At 64.8% G+C, this 15,429-nt stretch carries 21 protein-coding genes and 3 pseudogenes; 11 read left to right on the top strand and 13 right to left on the bottom strand.

The annotated features are described in order from the left end of the window. Nucleotides 1-108: 108 nt before the first annotated feature. Together P6U27_RS12850 and recA are read right to left on the bottom strand one after the other, a co-directional pair. Entirely contained in the window at nt 109-264 is a 156-nt protein-coding gene (locus P6U27_RS12850; RefSeq protein ID WP_160118816.1) for a hypothetical protein, read from the bottom strand. Nucleotides 265-438: 174 nt separating this feature from the next. Next, nucleotides 439-1,527 (bottom strand): recombinase RecA, encoded by a 1,089-nt coding sequence (gene recA, locus P6U27_RS12845; RefSeq protein ID WP_129145402.1) that lies wholly within the window; start codon nt 1,525-1,527, stop codon nt 439-441. A gap of 592 nt (nt 1,528-2,119) precedes the next feature. On the opposite strand from recA, the gene P6U27_RS12840 reads away from it, so the two are divergent. Further along, nucleotides 2,120-2,290 carry a hypothetical protein gene (locus tag P6U27_RS12840; RefSeq protein ID WP_164937143.1) on the top strand — a complete coding sequence of 57 codons (171 nt, stop codon included), beginning with the start codon at nt 2,120-2,122 and terminating at the stop codon, nt 2,288-2,290. Between the two features lie 453 nt (nt 2,291-2,743). Beyond that, complete coding sequence (locus P6U27_RS12835; RefSeq protein WP_164937144.1) at nt 2,744-2,896, top strand: hypothetical protein; 153 nt, start codon at nt 2,744-2,746, stop codon at nt 2,894-2,896. A gap of 47 nt (nt 2,897-2,943) precedes the next feature. On the opposite strand, the gene P6U27_RS12830 is transcribed toward P6U27_RS12835, so the two are convergent. Next, a complete protein-coding gene (locus P6U27_RS12830; protein WP_407194152.1) occupies nt 2,944-3,252 on the bottom strand; it encodes a DUF2798 domain-containing protein in 309 nt (102 codons plus the stop codon). A gap of 279 nt (nt 3,253-3,531) precedes the next feature. Between P6U27_RS12830 and P6U27_RS12825 the strand changes: the two are divergent. Together P6U27_RS12825 and P6U27_RS12820 are read left to right on the top strand one after the other, a co-directional pair. Further along, nucleotides 3,532-3,781: pseudogene (locus tag P6U27_RS12825) on the top strand (hypothetical protein). Between the two features lie 106 nt (nt 3,782-3,887). Further along, nucleotides 3,888-4,121, top strand: coding sequence for a DUF6894 family protein (locus tag P6U27_RS12820; protein ID WP_122402462.1), 234 nt, complete (start codon nt 3,888-3,890; stop codon nt 4,119-4,121). Nucleotides 4,122-4,146: 25 nt separating this feature from the next. Here P6U27_RS12820 and P6U27_RS12815 read toward each other — a convergent pair whose 3' ends face one another. Continuing rightward, complete coding sequence (locus P6U27_RS12815) at nt 4,147-4,401, bottom strand: hypothetical protein (RefSeq protein ID WP_122402461.1); 255 nt, start codon at nt 4,399-4,401, stop codon at nt 4,147-4,149. 107 nt (nt 4,402-4,508) lie between these two features. Beyond that, on the bottom strand, nt 4,509-4,805 hold the full coding sequence (locus P6U27_RS12810; RefSeq protein ID WP_407194151.1) for a hypothetical protein: 297 nt from the start codon (nt 4,803-4,805) through the stop codon (nt 4,509-4,511). 383 nt (nt 4,806-5,188) lie between these two features. Here P6U27_RS12810 and P6U27_RS12805 point away from each other — a divergent pair, with 383 nt between their 5' ends. After that, nucleotides 5,189-5,653, top strand: a complete 465-nt coding sequence (locus tag P6U27_RS12805; RefSeq protein WP_129145405.1) for a PaaI family thioesterase — start codon at nt 5,189-5,191, stop codon at nt 5,651-5,653. 123 nt (nt 5,654-5,776) lie between these two features. On the opposite strand, the pseudogene P6U27_RS12800 reads toward P6U27_RS12805, so the two are convergent. Both P6U27_RS12800 and P6U27_RS12795 read right to left on the bottom strand, forming a co-directional pair. Next, a pseudogene (locus tag P6U27_RS12800) lies at nt 5,777-7,812 on the bottom strand (pyrroloquinoline quinone-dependent dehydrogenase). A gap of 10 nt (nt 7,813-7,822) precedes the next feature. Then, nucleotides 7,823-8,047, bottom strand: a complete 225-nt coding sequence (locus tag P6U27_RS12795) for a hypothetical protein (RefSeq protein WP_407194150.1) — start codon at nt 8,045-8,047, stop codon at nt 7,823-7,825. A gap of 151 nt (nt 8,048-8,198) precedes the next feature. Between P6U27_RS12795 and P6U27_RS12790 the strand changes: the two genes are divergently transcribed. Beyond that, a complete protein-coding gene (locus P6U27_RS12790) occupies nt 8,199-8,603 on the top strand; it encodes a hypothetical protein (protein ID WP_407194149.1) in 405 nt (134 codons plus the stop codon). 104 nt (nt 8,604-8,707) lie between these two features. Further along, nucleotides 8,708-9,040, top strand: coding sequence for a hypothetical protein (locus P6U27_RS12785; protein WP_122402457.1), 333 nt, complete (start codon nt 8,708-8,710; stop codon nt 9,038-9,040). Between the two features lie 74 nt (nt 9,041-9,114). Here P6U27_RS12785 and P6U27_RS12780 read toward each other — a convergent pair. The 3 genes and pseudogenes from P6U27_RS12780 to P6U27_RS12770 all read right to left on the bottom strand — a co-directional run. Then, nucleotides 9,115-9,254: pseudogene (locus tag P6U27_RS12780) on the bottom strand (carboxymuconolactone decarboxylase family protein); the annotation flags it as partial. Between the two features lie 14 nt (nt 9,255-9,268). Continuing rightward, on the bottom strand, nt 9,269-9,736 hold the full coding sequence (locus tag P6U27_RS12775; protein ID WP_122402456.1) for a DUF6691 family protein: 468 nt from the start codon (nt 9,734-9,736) through the stop codon (nt 9,269-9,271). Nucleotides 9,737-9,741: 5 nt separating this feature from the next. Further along, a complete protein-coding gene (locus P6U27_RS12770; RefSeq protein ID WP_407194148.1) occupies nt 9,742-10,170 on the bottom strand; it encodes a YeeE/YedE family protein in 429 nt (142 codons plus the stop codon). Nucleotides 10,171-10,360: 190 nt separating this feature from the next. On the opposite strand from P6U27_RS12770, the gene P6U27_RS12765 reads away from it, so the two are divergent. Then, the gene (locus P6U27_RS12765) at nt 10,361-11,530 is read left to right on the top strand and encodes a GNAT family N-acetyltransferase (protein ID WP_129145410.1); all 1,170 of its coding nucleotides are present in this window, start codon (nt 10,361-10,363) and stop codon (nt 11,528-11,530) included. A 6-nt stretch (nt 11,531-11,536) separates the two neighbouring features. Here the strand turns inward: P6U27_RS12765 and P6U27_RS12760 are convergent, their stop codons facing one another. Together P6U27_RS12760 and P6U27_RS12755 are read right to left on the bottom strand one after the other, a co-directional pair. Next, nucleotides 11,537-12,202, bottom strand: coding sequence for a DsbA family oxidoreductase (locus P6U27_RS12760; RefSeq protein ID WP_122406575.1), 666 nt, complete (start codon nt 12,200-12,202; stop codon nt 11,537-11,539). Between the two features lie 80 nt (nt 12,203-12,282). After that, the gene (locus tag P6U27_RS12755; protein ID WP_122402453.1) at nt 12,283-13,104 is read right to left on the bottom strand and encodes a helix-turn-helix domain-containing protein; all 822 of its coding nucleotides are present in this window, start codon (nt 13,102-13,104) and stop codon (nt 12,283-12,285) included. A 101-nt stretch (nt 13,105-13,205) separates the two neighbouring features. Between P6U27_RS12755 and P6U27_RS12750 the strand changes: the two genes are divergently transcribed. Beyond that, complete coding sequence (locus tag P6U27_RS12750) at nt 13,206-13,436, top strand: hypothetical protein (protein ID WP_174221571.1); 231 nt, start codon at nt 13,206-13,208, stop codon at nt 13,434-13,436. 29 nt (nt 13,437-13,465) lie between these two features. After that, entirely contained in the window at nt 13,466-13,864 is a 399-nt protein-coding gene (locus P6U27_RS12745; RefSeq protein WP_407194147.1) for a hypothetical protein, read from the top strand. Nucleotides 13,865-14,068: 204 nt separating this feature from the next. On the opposite strand, the gene P6U27_RS12740 is transcribed toward P6U27_RS12745, so the two are convergent. Further along, nucleotides 14,069-14,647 (bottom strand): SET domain-containing protein, encoded by a 579-nt coding sequence (locus P6U27_RS12740; RefSeq protein WP_407194146.1) that lies wholly within the window; start codon nt 14,645-14,647, stop codon nt 14,069-14,071. Nucleotides 14,648-14,811: 164 nt separating this feature from the next. On the opposite strand from P6U27_RS12740, the gene P6U27_RS12735 reads away from it, so the two are divergent. Further along, the gene (locus P6U27_RS12735) at nt 14,812-15,417 is read left to right on the top strand and encodes a hypothetical protein (protein ID WP_407194145.1); all 606 of its coding nucleotides are present in this window, start codon (nt 14,812-14,814) and stop codon (nt 15,415-15,417) included. Nucleotides 15,418-15,429 lie beyond the last annotated feature (12 nt).

The raw sequence follows: 15,429 nt of genomic DNA, 5'->3' as shown, positions 1-15,429 counted from the left end.
GATCGCGATCACGAGGCCGGCGATGCCGGCTCGTTGAATGGCGCCGGCGATGGACGAGTCTGTCGTGACAATGCGTCGTGTCATGACGCTGCCCTCTCCCCGATGGTCCTACTTTTTCCCCGGAAGAGAATCCCAGCGCAGCGTGAGAAGCGCGCCGAGCCCGGCGAGCGAACTGATTCCCAACAGAACGATTGCCATCAGCATCGAATATTTGCGCGTGCGCTTGGCGTGCCGCGTTTGAACAACAAGCATGACCTGCCCCATTTACTCATGAACTGACGCTAGCAAGCGTTGACCAAGCCTAGTGTTGGTCGACGTGACGATGCAACCTGAGAATGTATCGGGGACTAGAACTGCAAAACAAAACGGGCACCGAAGACGTCGGCAACTCAACGTCCTCAGTGCCCGCTCCTCGCGAAAAACTTTCCGCGTTAAGGCTTACTCGTCCGCCGGCTCCTCGCCGTCGGCGTCGCGCTCGGGCGTGCCGGCCAAAATCTGCTCGGCGATCAGGCCGGAGTTCTGGCGGATCGCGGTCTCGATCTTGGCGGTGATATCGGGATTGGCCTTCAGGAACGCTTTCGAGTTCTCGCGGCCCTGGCCGAGGCGCTGGCTGTCATAGGAGAACCAGGCGCCGGACTTCTCGACGATGCCGGCCTTGACGCCGAGATCGAGGATCTCGCCCATCTTGGAAACGCCCTCGCCGTACATGATGTCGAACTCGACCTGCTTGAAGGGCGGGGCCAGCTTGTTCTTGACCACCTTGACGCGCGTGGTGTTGCCGACCACCTCGTCGCGCTCCTTGATCGCACCGATGCGGCGGATGTCGAGGCGGACGGAGGCGTAGAATTTCAGCGCATTGCCGCCGGTGGTGGTTTCCGGCGAGCCGTACATCACGCCGATCTTCATGCGGATCTGGTTGATGAAGATCACCATGGTGTTGGACTTGTTGATGGAGGCGGTCAGCTTGCGCAGCGCCTGGCTCATCAACCGCGCTTGAAGACCCGGCAGCGCATCGCCCATCTCGCCCTCGAGTTCGGCCTTCGGCACCAGCGCCGCGACCGAATCGACCACCATCACGTCGACTGCGCCGGAGCGCACCAAGGTGTCGCAGATCTCCAGCGCCTGCTCACCGGTGTCGGGCTGCGAGATCAGGAGCTCGTCGATGTTGACGCCCAGCTTGCGGGCATAGACCGGATCGAGCGCGTGCTCGGCGTCGATGAAGGCGCAGATGCCGCCCTTCTTCTGCGCTTCCGCCACCGTATGCAGCGCCAGCGTGGTCTTGCCGGAGGATTCCGGCCCGTAGATCTCGACGATGCGCCCCTTGGGCAGGCCGCCGATACCGAGCGCGATATCGAGCCCGAGCGAGCCGGAGGACACCGCCTCGATGTCCATGGACCGGTCGTTCTTGCCGAGCTTCATCACCGAGCCCTTACCGAACTGGCGCTCGATCTGAGAGAGCGCGGCGGCCAGAGCTTTACTCTTGTCCATGGAAGATCCTTCGACGATACGCAGGGCAGTTGCGGACATTGGGTCGTGCTCCTTATGGCGAGGATTCGCTAGGGGGACAAACGATTGAGAGGCGGGCCGGCGATAAAAACAATGTACCCTATTTGTTCCAGGTTCGCAATATGTTCTTTTGCGATCTTGACTCGGAAACTCTGATGCTGCCTGCAAAACAGACGAGAATATTGAACGTCTTGCAAATCTGACGGATGGGCTAACCTCTCACAACGAGTCCAGAGAGACTGGCGCATAACGGACTGTCCTAATCCGCCTCTGCGGGTGTCGGATATCGAACAGACTATTCCGGAGCTATCAGCCAGAGTGACAGCATCCGGGATTTTGCGATTCCCTCCCGGGGCTGGACCAACGTCGCCCGCCGTATTGCAAGCGGGCGACGTTGTTGCTGTGGGGGTCTCCTAGTCTGCCCTCGCGGGTGTCCTAATTAGGACAGTACCCGATTGGGCCCCCCTCAATGCCACCGACGGCGCTCGATCCATGACCCGCATCAAGAATGCGCGGCCGGCGTGTCGTCATCTTTCCGTAATCCTACGGCACCGAACCTTTTCGCGGTCTCCGGCTTCTGGGGGATGGGACCGCAACTCTGGGGATCGTAACCATGACCGACGACAACACGCACAATGATGCGATCAGGCGCAATCCGCTGCTGGAGGCAGCGCGCGAGGAGATGGTGAAGTTCGAGCGCAAGGAAAACGAATTCCGCAAGAAGGACCGTGAAGAGCGCGCCGCCGAGCTCCATCTTCCGCTGAACGAATTCAAGATCCACTAGGCTCCGCCAGGACCGGCCTCCGGAGCGCCCCGCCCCGCGGTGGGGCGGCAGGCGGCCGGTCCAAAGGGGGATCGCCAGATCTCGATCCGGCCTCGCGCGTCGGGCTGCATGGTCGAAAAGACGGGCGCGCGGACACTTAAGGTATCTAAATACTACCTGCAAGCTATTGGCAGATCAAGGAAATTTCCCAGCACCCTACTGTGCATGGGGTTGTTTTCCAATTTTTTGAAAGTCGCGCTGTGCCCAGCGCCGTCCATTGGAAGGCGCGGCCTCCATTCCTCGGCGGGCGTACCCCTCTACAGCACCGCGAGCAGCACCAGGCCGATGACCAGCACGACGAAGCCAGCCGCCGTCGCGGCGGCGAATGACCGCTCTACGTTATCCATGATGCCACCCCGTTTTCGGCGCGCCACGTTTCCCCCATGGCTGCGCCGAACGGATCAGATCTTGCCGATGCGTGTGTCCGCAGTGGTGCGAGCGGATGTCGAAATTGGGACCGGTGCGGGGCCTGTCTGCGGCCTTTCGATCGCGACCTTCACGGCGGCCGATCCGGCCAGCCGCCAGACCAGGCCAGATCCGGACGCGCCGCCTGTCAGGCTGCCGTAAGCTGAACCGGCTAGGGTCGCCCGGCTATGGTGTTGCAGCCCAGCACCTCAGCCTCCAATAACTCTCTGCCCCGCTTGGCTCTCCCCAGGCGGGGCCTTTTCATGCCAGCCGGCGGCGCGCGGGTCTCGCTCCTCCCGGGTCAGGCGCAGCGAGAAGGCGCGGATCGCGGGCGCGGCCAGCAGCACGATCGGCAGCATCGCGGCCCATGCGATCAGCCACGACACCATCCAGTGCCGAACGAAGATCATCGGGCTGCCTGCAGGAAAGCTGGCGATGCCCGCCGCGATCAGCGAGGTCAGTCCGGACTGGATGACTCCGAAAACGAAATGAGAATAGCGGCGGGGAATGCCGAGCATGAGGCGTCCACGGTTGCTTGCCGTGATCAGGCAAGCAAGGCACATGCCGTCACCTCGAGCGGCTCTGGAACGCCACCTTGCAGGCACGCCCTGCCCGGCGCCCGCATGCTTTTGGACGGATTTCAGGAACTCTGTTCATGGTCGGAGAACCACGGAATACCAGCGCTAGCCGGCTGTGCTTCGCGGCTTGCGGCAGATTTTGCTTGTCTCTGGAATATTGTGACTATTGTGACGCCCAACATGTTTGCAGGCATGAAAGGTAAATCGTGGGAGGCGACCATGAATCACGGGGGCGTCGAGTTCACCGTGGCCAAGACAAGCGATTCCCGGAGTCTGGCAGTGGCAGTTCCGCATCGGCGAGCAGGTCAAGACCGGCAGGACCGAGACGAAGATTGACCGGCTGGCGATCCGGCGCGTGCAGCTGCGCATCGATCGGGAGCTGAAGGAGATCGCGCGAAAGACGGCCTCAACCGGCCGGGAGAGATCGGCAATGCTCCCAAGCGAAGCAGCGCGCCACGCGGTTTTCTGAGGTTTGTCCGTAGCCACCCGGAATTGATCTGACGGTGGTTTGGGATTGCACTGTACGCGCCCAGGGCCTTGGGGGCGAGGCACCATGTGCGCGATCGGTGCCAGCCATGCCGCTCTATTTCTTCCGAATCCGCAACGGCCGTCATTCCGGTTGCGCCGAGCAGGCGACGGAGTTTGCCGATCGTAATGCGGCCTGGAAAGAGATGACGAGTGTCTGCGCCGACATGAGCGCCGGCATCGCCCGCAAGCTCCAGGAAAATTCCGAATGGCACATGGAACTGCTGGACGAGGCCAAGGAGCCGGTGTTCCGGATCCGCATCGTTGCCGAAACCTTCGACTAGCAAGGCCTTTCGGATCAGGCCCGCGTCAGTCCGCGCTGGGCAGCCGCCGCATGGTGAACTCGATATCGCCGCCGGGCAGCTCGCGCCAGGTCTCGACCGCGCTCATATAGCCGGCCTTGGGGTAGCGGGCAAAGAAGGCCTGCGCCCTTTCCCGCGCCTCAGCACGCGGCAGCGTGAAGGTCTCGCGCAGATAGCCGTCGCCGGCCGTCTGGCCCGGCTTGCCGGCCATCTTGCGCCGGCGCGCCATCCGCTCGGCGAGATCCCGCGGACGATCGGCCATGTCATGCCCTCCTCTACGCGCTACGCTCAGCCACATGTAGGGCGCGGGCCGGATCAAGAGGAGTCCTGTCCGAAAGGCGTGTGTCGCCCCCCGAATGGCGCGTACGGTCAGTTGGCCGCCGTGCCGCCCTTGGTCTTCTTCGGCGCGCTGGTTGCGGCCGACGCCTTCGGTGCCGCCGGCTGCTTCGGCGGATCGGAGCGCATGCCGCCCCAGGGATCGTTGGACGCCTTGGAATCCGGAATCTTCTTCAGCGTTTCCTTGTAGGCCTTTTCACGCTCGGCTTCGGCAGCCTTCTCCTCGGGGGTCTTGCCCGGGCCTTCCTGCAGCAAATTGAGATTGGGCATTTGCGCGTAGGCAGGTCCCGCCAGCACGGCCAGCACCGCGGCCAAACGGAAAAGCTTCATCGTCAACTCCTTGATCATCCATGAGGCGCGGACCGTCCCGCGCCGTGTCATCCTTGTCGCAGCCCGGTCGCGATCCGGAGCCGCTCGAGGCCGCGTGGGCACGCTAGAGCCGATCCGATCTGCACGATTTGGGCGCATGCAGCCAGTCGTCCCAGATCGGACCGCATTTAGTGCACCCGCTCAGCGCGAGACCGAGCGTGGCCATGCAAAAGACGAGGACACACCGACGCAACATCATCCACCCGTACCCAAGCGAGGCATCATACCGGGCCAAGTCAGGCATTTTCAAGCCGAGGGGGCCGGCGCGAGACCGGGTGACTTTGCCGCGCCGATGGGCGCACAATGAGGCGAAACATCCGGCAACACAGGAGAGCGCGACAGCAATGCAAATGCAGCCAGAAGCCGAGTTCGGCCTCGCCGACGCCCGACGCATCCTCGGCGAGGTTTTTGCGCCCTGGGTCCAGGACCTCGACCTCGCGGTCGAGCGCGTCGAGCACGCGCAGCCGGCAGACGTAGCGGACTGGCAACCGGGGGCGCTGCTGCGCATGCCGTTTTCGGAGCGACTGTGCCGGAACGGCGGCGTGGTCTGCGGCCAGGCCCTGATGGCGCTCGCCGACACCGCGATGGTGATCGCGATCCTCGCCGCCAATCGCGGCTACCGCCCCATGACCACGGTCGACCAGACCACGCATTTCATGCGCGCGGTCGCTTCAACGGACGTGCTGGCGGACGCGCGCGTGGTGCGGCTCGGGCGCACCATGAGCTTTGGCCGTGTTACGCTGCTCTCCGCCGCCGACAACAAGCCGGTCGCGATGGTGTCGAGCGCGTTCGCGATGCTGCCGGGGTGAACGCGATCTGAAAAATGAGAGAACCGCGGAAGCGCAAAACGCAGCGCGGCTCTCGATGCAATCATGTCGGGACAGGAAGCATTCGCGATGTGAACGAGCGTTCGCATCACATGCACAACACGATCATGATTGCGTGGTACGACGAGAGCGGCGCCAGCGCAGACTTGCGATCACGAGCGTGATGATCGCGAGCGTGATCAATGATGAACCCGAACAAATCGTCCGCCTGGACGATCGATCGTACGCGACCAGAGCGACGGCGCCTCGCCTGCGCGCGCCAGACGGAACGCCACCACGCTGTCGCCGATCGAGGTGCCTGCCTCGGAATGGCCGCCGGCGCCGATCGCGACATATTGCTCGCCCTTCCAGAAATAGGTCATGGGATTGGCGACGCCCGGCACCGGCAGCCGGCCCTGCCACAGCTCCTTGCCGCTGCGCGCATCGAAGGCGCGCAAGTAAGCGTCCATCGCGCCGGTGAAGACGAGCCCGCCGGCGGTGACCGCCAGCCCGTTGACGAGCGGCGCACCCCAGGGCAGCGGCAGCCCGAGCGGCGCCAGATCCTCGGTGGTGCCGACGGTCGAACGCCAGAGGATCTTTCCGGCCCTCAGATCGACCGCGACCATCTCACCCCAGGGCGGCTTGTTGCAGAGCAGCCCGAGCGGCGACATCACCACTGCACGCGACATCGCGAAGGGCGCGCCACGCTGCTGGCCAAAATCGTGACCGGGCGGCGGATTGAATCCGGCCGCCTCAGCGCGCGGGATCAGCCTGATGAGATGAGCGGCGCGGCTGGTGTTGGCATAGAGGATCTGATTGACCGGGTCGAAGGCCGCGCTGCCCCAGTTCACACCTCCGCCGGTGAATGGAAATTCCAGCGTGCCCTGCACCGAGGGCGGCGTGTACAGACCCTCGTTGCGTGCTTCCGCGAATTGACGTTCGCATGACGAACGGCCGAGGCCCGGCAATAGCGAGAGCGCATCATCGGGCGAGATCGTCTGCGACATCAGTGCCGGCACATGCGTCGGGAATGGCTGCGTCGGCGACAGCACCTCGCCTTCCGCGCCGCCCTGCGGCACCGCGCGCTCTTCGACCGGCCAGACCGGCTTGCCGGTGTCGCGGTCGAGTACGAAGACAAAGCCCTGCTTGGTCGGCTGGATCACGACATCGCGCTGCCCCTCGCCGGTGTCGATGCGCGTGAGCGTCGGTTGCGCCGCCAGATCGTAATCCCAGACGTCGTGATGCACGGTCTGGAACGCCCACACCAGCTCGCCGGTCTCGATGCGCAACGCGATCACCGAATTGGCATGCTCATTGTTGCCCCGCCGCCTGCCGCCCCAAAAGTCCGGTGACGGCGAGGTCGTCGGCAGAAAAACGAGCCCGCGCGTCTCGTCGACCGACATCGGCGCCCAGACGTTGGCGTGGCCGGCTTCAATGCCGTCGCGCTGGAGCGGTTCAAAGGTCCAGCGCGGCTCACCGCTGCGCGCATCGAACGCGCGCACGACGCCGCTCGGCGCGTCGACACGGCGGTTGTCGCCGATCGCGGAGCCGACCACAACGATACCGCGGCCGGTGGCCGGTGGCGAGGTGATCTGGAATTCGCCAGGCCATTCCAGCTGCATGTCGATCTCGAGCTTGATCTCACCGCCCTTGCCGAAATCGGTACAGGGAATTCCCGTCTTCGCATCGAGCGCGATGAGGCGGACATCGTTGGTGCCCATGAAGATGCGCGACCGGCAGGCGGCATTCGCAGGCGCCTGATCATCGACCCAGTAGGTGACACCGCGGCAGACATAACGATTGGCAGGACGCTGATTGGTCGCAATCTTGGGATCGAAACGCCATTTCTGCGCACCCGTGCCGGGATCGAGCGCGATCACCTCGTTGAAGGCGGAGCAGAAGATGAGGCTGTCCTCGACGAACAGCGGCGTCGCCTGGAATTTGGTCCGCCGCATCAGTTCAGGCGGGCGCGCGGTGAGATCGCCGGTGTGAAATTCGAAGGCGCGGACGAACTGCCCGACATTGTCCGGCGTGATCTCCCGCAATTGCGAGAAGCGCGAGCCGCCGATATCGCCGCCCCAACTCTCCCAGGCGGAGCACGGCCGCACTGCAGACAACAGAAGTGCGAGCGCGGCCGAACCCCACAGGCAGGTCCGCAACATCCACATCACTTCATTTCGGCTTCCTGGAGGGTTCGCTTGGGCGGGCGCCGCCCCACGGGTCGTACTTGTCCTTGGGCTCCGGAATGCGCTCGAGCGCGGCCTTGTAGGCTTTTTCGTCGATCTTGGGCGTGGTGTCCGCCGGCTTGGCTCCGTCGCTGGGCTGGCGCCGGCCCTGCGCCTGCGCCGAAGCCGCTGTCAGTGCCAAGACCACGGCCGCGATGACCAGAATCCTCATTGGTGCAATCCCCCTCATCTGGGGCACAAACTAGCCGGCAATCGCGGAATAGCAATGCCGCGGGCTCCAAGGCTTCAGCAAATCTTGATCGGCAGGGACTTCGCCGGATCGCATTCGTGCCTATGTGTTGGCCCGCAGGGGGCCTCCACGGATGTTGCGGATTGTTGTTCATGCGGCGCTGCTCGCCGGCGCCCTTGCGCTCGCTGGCTGCGGCTTTGCCGACAGCCGCGCGCCGGTGCCGGAGTTCATGCGCATGAAAGAGGCGGAGCAGCCGCCGCCCGAGGCGCCTCCCGACGTCAAGCGCGTGGTGCGCGAGCAGATCGACTTCGTCTTTCTCGCAACGTCCTATCCGCGCGAGGTGCACGTCGCGCCGCCCCATCGTGAGGTGCGAGGACCGGGCTGGACGGCCTGCGTCCGCGCGCAGCTCACCTCCGCGACCGGCTCGCCGCTCGGCGCTCAGACCTACATCGTGACCATCAACGGCGGGAAGGTTGTGGACCGCCGGCGGGCGGAAGCCGACGACATCTGCGGGACCGAGACGTACGAGCCGATCTAGGAACCTGCCCTTGACGATGCGGTTCCGGGAAAAACCAGCGTCCTGGCCGGGAACGATCACCGCCTGCCCTTCTTGTTACCGCCGAGGGCAGATTCGAGGAGGACATGATGAGGACGTTGACTGTTGCGCTATTGGCGGGCGTGGGTGCCTTGGCAGCCGCCTCGGGGGCGAAGGCTTCCGATATCTATACCAGCAGCGAATACACCAATCCCGATCTCGTCCAGCAGGTGCGGCTGGTCTGTGACGATGCCGGCAATTGCTATCGCAGTCGCCGCGGCGGGCGCGTGATCGTACGCGACTCCTACGCGACGATGCCGCGCGACCGTTACTACGAGCGCCGCACCTACCGCGATTGGGACGACGGTCCGCGCGGCGGTGTCGGCATTCGCGCACCGGGCGTCAGCGTGGGCGTCGGTGTCGGCGACGATCGCTGGTAGTCGCTCCAAGACGAATGATGAGCGGGACCGGGCGGATTCGCCCGGTCCTGTTCACGTGCGCGGTCTGACCAGCGTCAGGCGGGCACAGCGTGCTGCTGGAACTGCTCGTAGGCCGCGATCGCGTCGGCGGCATACAGCGATGGCCCGCCGTCCATGTAGACGGCCATGCCGAGCGTCTCTCGATCTCTTGGCGCGTCGCACCGAGCTTGACGAGCTAGCGCTTGTCCTTCAGGTTTCTAGCGGATCGGCCGGCGTGACGAAGCGAGACACTGGCGGCAGGTGAGCAATGAAACGGGCCAGCACCATGCCGCCGCACATCGCCGCAACGAAGATGACCGCGGAGAGCGACCCGAATCCGAGCGCGGTCAGCGCCGGTCCCGGACAGAAGCCCACCAATCCCCAGCCGACGCCGAAGATCGCGGGACCTGCGACGATCCTGGGATCGATGTCTCGCCGTGTCGGCAGATAAAATCGATCGGCGAAGAACGGGCGCGCGAGTTTCAGGACGCGGCTGAAGCCGATGAAGGTCACAGCCACCGCGCCTGCCATCACGAAGGCGAGGCTCGCATCCCATGTCCCCGCCGGAATGCCGCCGATGTCCAGAAAGTTCAGCACCTTGGCCGGGTTCGACATGCCGGAAACGATGAGGCCGACACCGAAGATCAGCCCGATCGCGAATTGAACGAGGATTACCATCGCGATCAGCTCCAGTGCCGCATCACGAAGACGGTCGCCATGCCGGCCGCCATGAAGGTCATGGTCGCGACCAGCGAGCGCACCGACAGCCGCGACAAGCCGCAAACGCCGTGTCCCGAGGTGCAGCCGCTGCCCCACACCGAACCGAAGCCCGTCAGCAATCCGCCAAGGATCAGGACGGCCGGCCCCGCCGCGATGGTTTGCGCCGGCAGGTCTCCGGTGACGAGCCGCACCAGCACGGGCGCGGTGACGAGACCGGCGACGAAGGCGAGGCGTCCGGCGAATTCGCGGTCCTCATAGGGCGGAAACAGTCGAGCCGCGATGCCGCTGACCCCGGCAATCCGCCCCGTAGCCCACATCAGCAGAACGGCGGCGAGGCCGATCATCGCGCCGCCCAGAAGTGAGGCCAGCGGTGTGAAAGGTGTGGCGATCATCTAGATCCTCCGGGTCGAGAAGCGATCCTGCGCATCAATCGTCCAACTGCCGATCTGCCAGCCGGACGCTCAACGAGACGTTAATACTACCACTCGAATTGAAGCAGCGTCCCAACTGTATTTTCCATTCTTTGCGCTAAGCATGACTAGGCAGCACGGGCTTGGTCCGCGTGCTTGGGGACAACGGGACGTGGTCGACACCGCGCAGCAGGCGACGATCCATCCGGCATCGGCAAGGCACGCCGGAGCCGCGCCCGCGCGCATCCCGCTTGCCGCAGTCGATACCGGCCAATGGCGCGCGCTTGCACAGCGCGCGATCGAGCCCAACGGATATTACCTGCCCGCCTGGGAGCTCGCCGTCAGCGCAACCGCGGGCGGCCGCACGGATGCCTCGGCGCTGCCTGCATTCGACGGATCTTCGACCCGGCTGATCGGCTTGATGCCGGTGATCTCGCTTTGGCGCGCCTGGAAGATTCCCCTGCCCGCGCTGGTGAGCGCGCATCCCTATGGCACGCTGTGCAGCCCGCTGCTCGACCGCGACGCTCCGCTGGAGGCGGCCACGCATCTGTTGCAGCAGGCGCGCGAGGCCGGCGCGCATGCGCTCGTGCTGAACGACGTCGCGCTCGACGGCGCTGCGATGAAGGCGCTCGAGCAGATCCTGAACCGCGACGGCCTGAAGCCGAAAATCCTCAGCTCCTATATCCGTGCCAGCCTCGATGCGACGCAGGATGGCGAAACGCTGTTACGAGACGCGCTCGGCGCCAAGAAGCTCAAGGAGTTGCGCCGCCAGCGCCATCGCCTGGAAGAGCACGGCCCCGTCGCGTTCGAGGTTGCGCGCAGCTCCGGCGAGATCGGACGGGCGCTCGAAAATTTCCTGCAGCTCGAAGCCAGCGGCTGGAAGGGCAAGCGCGGTACCGCGCTGGTCCAGCACGCGGGCGATGCGACCTTCATCCGTCGCGCCGTGCCGGCGCTGGCAGAAACCGCGCAGTGCGAGATCGTCACGCTTCGCGCCGGCACGACGCCGGTCGCCAGCGGCATCGTGCTGCGCCATCAGGACCGCGCCTTCTTCTTCAAGCTCGGCATCGACGAGCGCTTCGCGAAATATTCGCCGGGCGTGCAGCTCACGCTCGACCTCACCCGCCATCTCTGCGCCGATCCCGCCATCGCCAGCGCGGACTCGACGGCAAGCGCCGACCACCCCATGATCAACCCGATCTGGCGCGGACGCTTCGCGATCGGCGACGTGCTGATCCCGCTGCGGCGGCACGATCCGGTGGTGACGCTCATTCATGCGGCGCTGCTCGGCCTAAACGCCGCGCACCAGACCGCGCGACGCGTGGTCCGTCGGCTCCGCAAATAGCCAAAACTACTCCGCCGCCTGCGCGTTGATCTCTTCCGAGACCTGACGGATGGCGCGGGCGAGCAGGTTCGGATCCTGAGCGCCGGAGACGGCGTATTTCTGCGCGAACACGTAAGTCGGCACGCCGGAGATGCCCTTCTCGGCGGCTTCCTGCGCGTCCGCCGAAACGCGTGCGACGTCCTCGTCGGTGGCAAGGCGCTTACGCACATCCTCCGCGTCGAGACCGATATCAGCGGCCGCCTGCACCAGCACGTTGACGTCGGTGAGATCGCCGCCGTCGCGGAAATAGAGCTCCATCAGGCGCTGCTTCATCTCGGGCGCCTTTCCGATCGCGTCCGCCCATAGGATCAGGCGATGGCAGTCGATCGTGTTGGGCTGGCGCGCCACCAGCTCGGGCTTGTAGACGAGGCCCTCCTCGCCCGCGGCCGCAACGACGCGTCCGGCAATGCCCTTATAGGCTTCGACCGAGCCGAACTTCTTCGTGAGATACTCCTCGCGGCTGATGCCTTCGCGCGGCACCCAGGGATTGAGGAAGAACGGACGGAAGTTGAGCTTGACCGGAACGTCGGGCACCAGCGCCAGCGCGCTCTCGATGCGGTGCTTACCGATGTAGCACCAGGGGCACACCACGTCGGAGACGACGTCGATCTGCAGCGGCTTCAGCGTGCTCATGTCAGGCGCCTCCTTGGCGGTAAAGGTTGGCCCAAACATAAGCCGAACCCGTGCCGAGGCAAGGGCGCCGGATGAGGGCGCTACGTCATGGCTGCCGCGATCTGCTTCAGCCGCTCGGCGGTGCGCTCGTCCGCTGGAAAGAACGTCTCCAGCGCCAGCTCCGAGAGCGTGATATCCACGGGCGTGCCGAACACCATGGTGGTGGAGAAGAAACTTAGTATCTCCCCGCCAAGACGCAGCTTGAATGGAATGGCGACATTGTCGCTCGACAGCGGAGCCGAACGCGCCGGGACGGGATAGCTCTTCAAGTCGTTGTAGAGCTTGATCAGCTCCGGGTCGGCCGTGGCCTCGCATTGGCGGTGCAGCCGCTCCAGCAGATGCCCGCACCATTCGGCGAGGTTGACCGTGCGCGGCGCCAACGCCTCGGGATGGAAGGCGAGCCGCAGCACGTTAAAGGGCTGCCCGAGCAGATGCTGCGGGATGCCGTCGAGCAGCGGCGCCACCATGCGGTTGGCGGAGACGAGGTTCCAGTGCCTGTCCACCGCAAGCGCGGGATTGGGCTCATGCGCTTTCAAGACGAGGTCGATCGCCTGACGGGCTGATTTCAAGGCGGGATCCTCCAGCGGTCGCTGCGGGAAGGCCGGCGCGTAACCGGCCGCGACCAGCAGCACGTTGCGTTCGCGCAGGGGCACGTCGAGGCGTTCGGCCAGCCTGAGCACCATGTCGCGCGAGGGCGCGGCCCGGCCGGTCTCGACGAAGCTCAGATGCCGCGCCGAGATCTCGGCTTCGCCCGCGAGATCCAGCTGGCTCATGCGGCGGCGCTGCCGCCATTCGCGCAGGTGATCGCCGATATGGATCGGCTGGCTGCGTTCGGTCCGTGCCGTGGATGCATGTGCGTTCATGACCGAAAACCTAACATGCGGATTTCGGTCCTTCCATTACCCACGAGGTAATCGAAATGGGGCGCCGGCGCGCGCATCCTGGGTCGCAACAGGAGAGACCCATGATCGCGCTGCTGCTCTATCGGACCGTCGCAGACCACGTCTTGCCCTGGGCCATGGCGTTCGCAGCCCGGATGCTGGCGCGCAGCCTCAACATGCCCGAGCCGCTGGTGCATTCGACCGGTGACTATGTCCTCGCGCAGGTCATCGCTTTCGAGCACGGCGTCGGAAAGAGCCTCTGCCCATTCCGCCTCGCCCGCCTGCTCCGCGCCTGGTGGCGCGGACGGCACTGAATTCCACCCCAGCCCAAAGGAGACCTACGATGATCGACGCATCCATCTTCCTGCGCCGTGCCCTGCTCGCCGACGCCATCTTCAGCGGCGTTGCCGCTCTCGGCTTCGCCTTCGGCGCGAGCGCGGTCGCAATGCTGTTCAATCTGCCCGAAGCGCTGCTGCGCGAGACCGGCCTGTTCCTGATCGCCTACACCGCCCTGGTGGGCTGGCTCGCCTCGCGGGCCACAGTCGCGAAACCTCTCATCCTGCTGGTCGTGATCGGCAACGGGGCCTGGACGGTCGGCAGCATCGCGCTGCTGCTCTCTGGCGCGGTGTCGCCGAACCTTGCGGGCGCGCTAATGATCGTGGCGCAGGCGATCGCGACCGGCATGTTTGCGGAGCTGCAATTTTTGGGATTGCGGAAGAGCGCGGATGTGGTGGCGGCGTGAGACCCGGCTCGTCCTTCACCACGCGCTGTCGTTGCCCGGCTCGACCGGGCGACGACAGTATTCCAGAGGCCGTAGTCGTACGCGGAGAAGCCGCGGCGTACTGGATGCCCTGGTCCCGTGTCCGCCCAGGCTACGCCGGGCCACAAAGGTGCTCGGCACGCCGGAGCTTTAGCGAAGGCGGCAAGCCGGGGCATGACAGCGGAGCTAGAAGTGCAAGCGCGGGCTACCCCGCGCGCGGCCGTTGGGCTTGCCGACGGCGTGGCCGTTGAGCTTCTTCTTTTTCGCCGTTTTTGTCGGCGCCTTCTTGGTCGCCTTACGCTCGGTGCGCGCCTTCACCTTGGCCCGTTCGGCCCGCGCTTCGGCGCGGAGCTTCTTGCGCTTCTTCTCGCAGGAGTCGCACTTGCAGCCGATCGGCTTCAGATAGGCTTTGAAATAGTCGGTGCCGTAATCGTAGTTGATCTCGTCGCCCGGTTCGATGTTCTTGATGGCGCGGATATAGACCTTGCGCTCGCGTGGGCGGACGTCGGACTCGGCGTTGGGCCGGCAGGAATGATTGATGTAGCGGGCGAGGTTCTTGCGCACGGAGCCGTCGATGGTCCAGCGCCCGTTGAGCTCGAACAGATATTTGTTCTCGATCTCGTCCTGCTCGGGAATCCGCGAGTCCAGGATTGGTCCGAAATAGCGGATGATCCGGGTGCCCTTCTTGATCGGCTTGGTGGCGAAGAGGCCGAGCCCGGTCTTGGAGCGGCCGACGCGATAAGGTTTGTTGGAGGTGACTGGCATGATCAAGGGAATGAGAACGCGAACAAGGCCGGATCGGCTTAAAGCGAAGCCGCTCTTCTAGAACGATTCCGCGCCGCTGTCAGGTATATCCTGTCATTGTTTGAACCTTGCCCACAATCAAGACGTCTGATGGTACCGAGTTCCCGCTGCATCGAAAGCCGCATATGAACCGCATTGTCAGCATCGGCTTGGCTGTCTTGATGACTTGCGTCGGCCCAAACGGCGCCGGCGCCCAATCCGCGGGCAGCACCTACACCTCGACGGCAGCAAAAGATTGCCGCCAAATCGGCAAGCCCAGCACGCTCGACGGCAGCACCATGCGGGTGTGTCCGGGCAAGGACGGTCTGATGGTGCTGATTGCCGAGGATGATCTTCGCGAGACCGTGTCGGTCGGCCGCAATCGCAAGCAAGCCGCCGAGGAACCGGCGGCCAAGACCTGGTTCGCGCCGTTCAATTCGTCCGAGACCACCGTCGAATGGCGCGCGGCCGGCGCAAAGCCGTTTGCGATGATCCAGCGTTGGCACATCGCCGACAACGCCGATCCCGATAAGCAGGGAAGGCCGAACACCAAGGCCATGCTGGTCGTGACGCGGCTACCACCGGGCCCGGTCTGCCACGTCGCCTATGTCGATGCCGCCGCCAATGCTGATGCCAACGAGCTCGCGCGCAAGGCGGCCGACGAACTGGCGCGCAGCTTCACATGCGGCAAGGACGAGGTGAAGATCGTCGGCACGCGTGGCCGCGCGATCGAGCTGGCGACCATGCACTGAGCGAGCAGCGGC

It is taken from the genome of Bradyrhizobium sp. STM 3566, from assembly GCF_045571445.1.
Taxonomy (GTDB): Bacteria; Pseudomonadota; Alphaproteobacteria; order Rhizobiales; family Xanthobacteraceae; genus Bradyrhizobium; species Bradyrhizobium vignae.
Note: the sequence above shows the minus strand (reverse complement) of the source record. Positions and strands in the feature narration are given on the sequence as shown.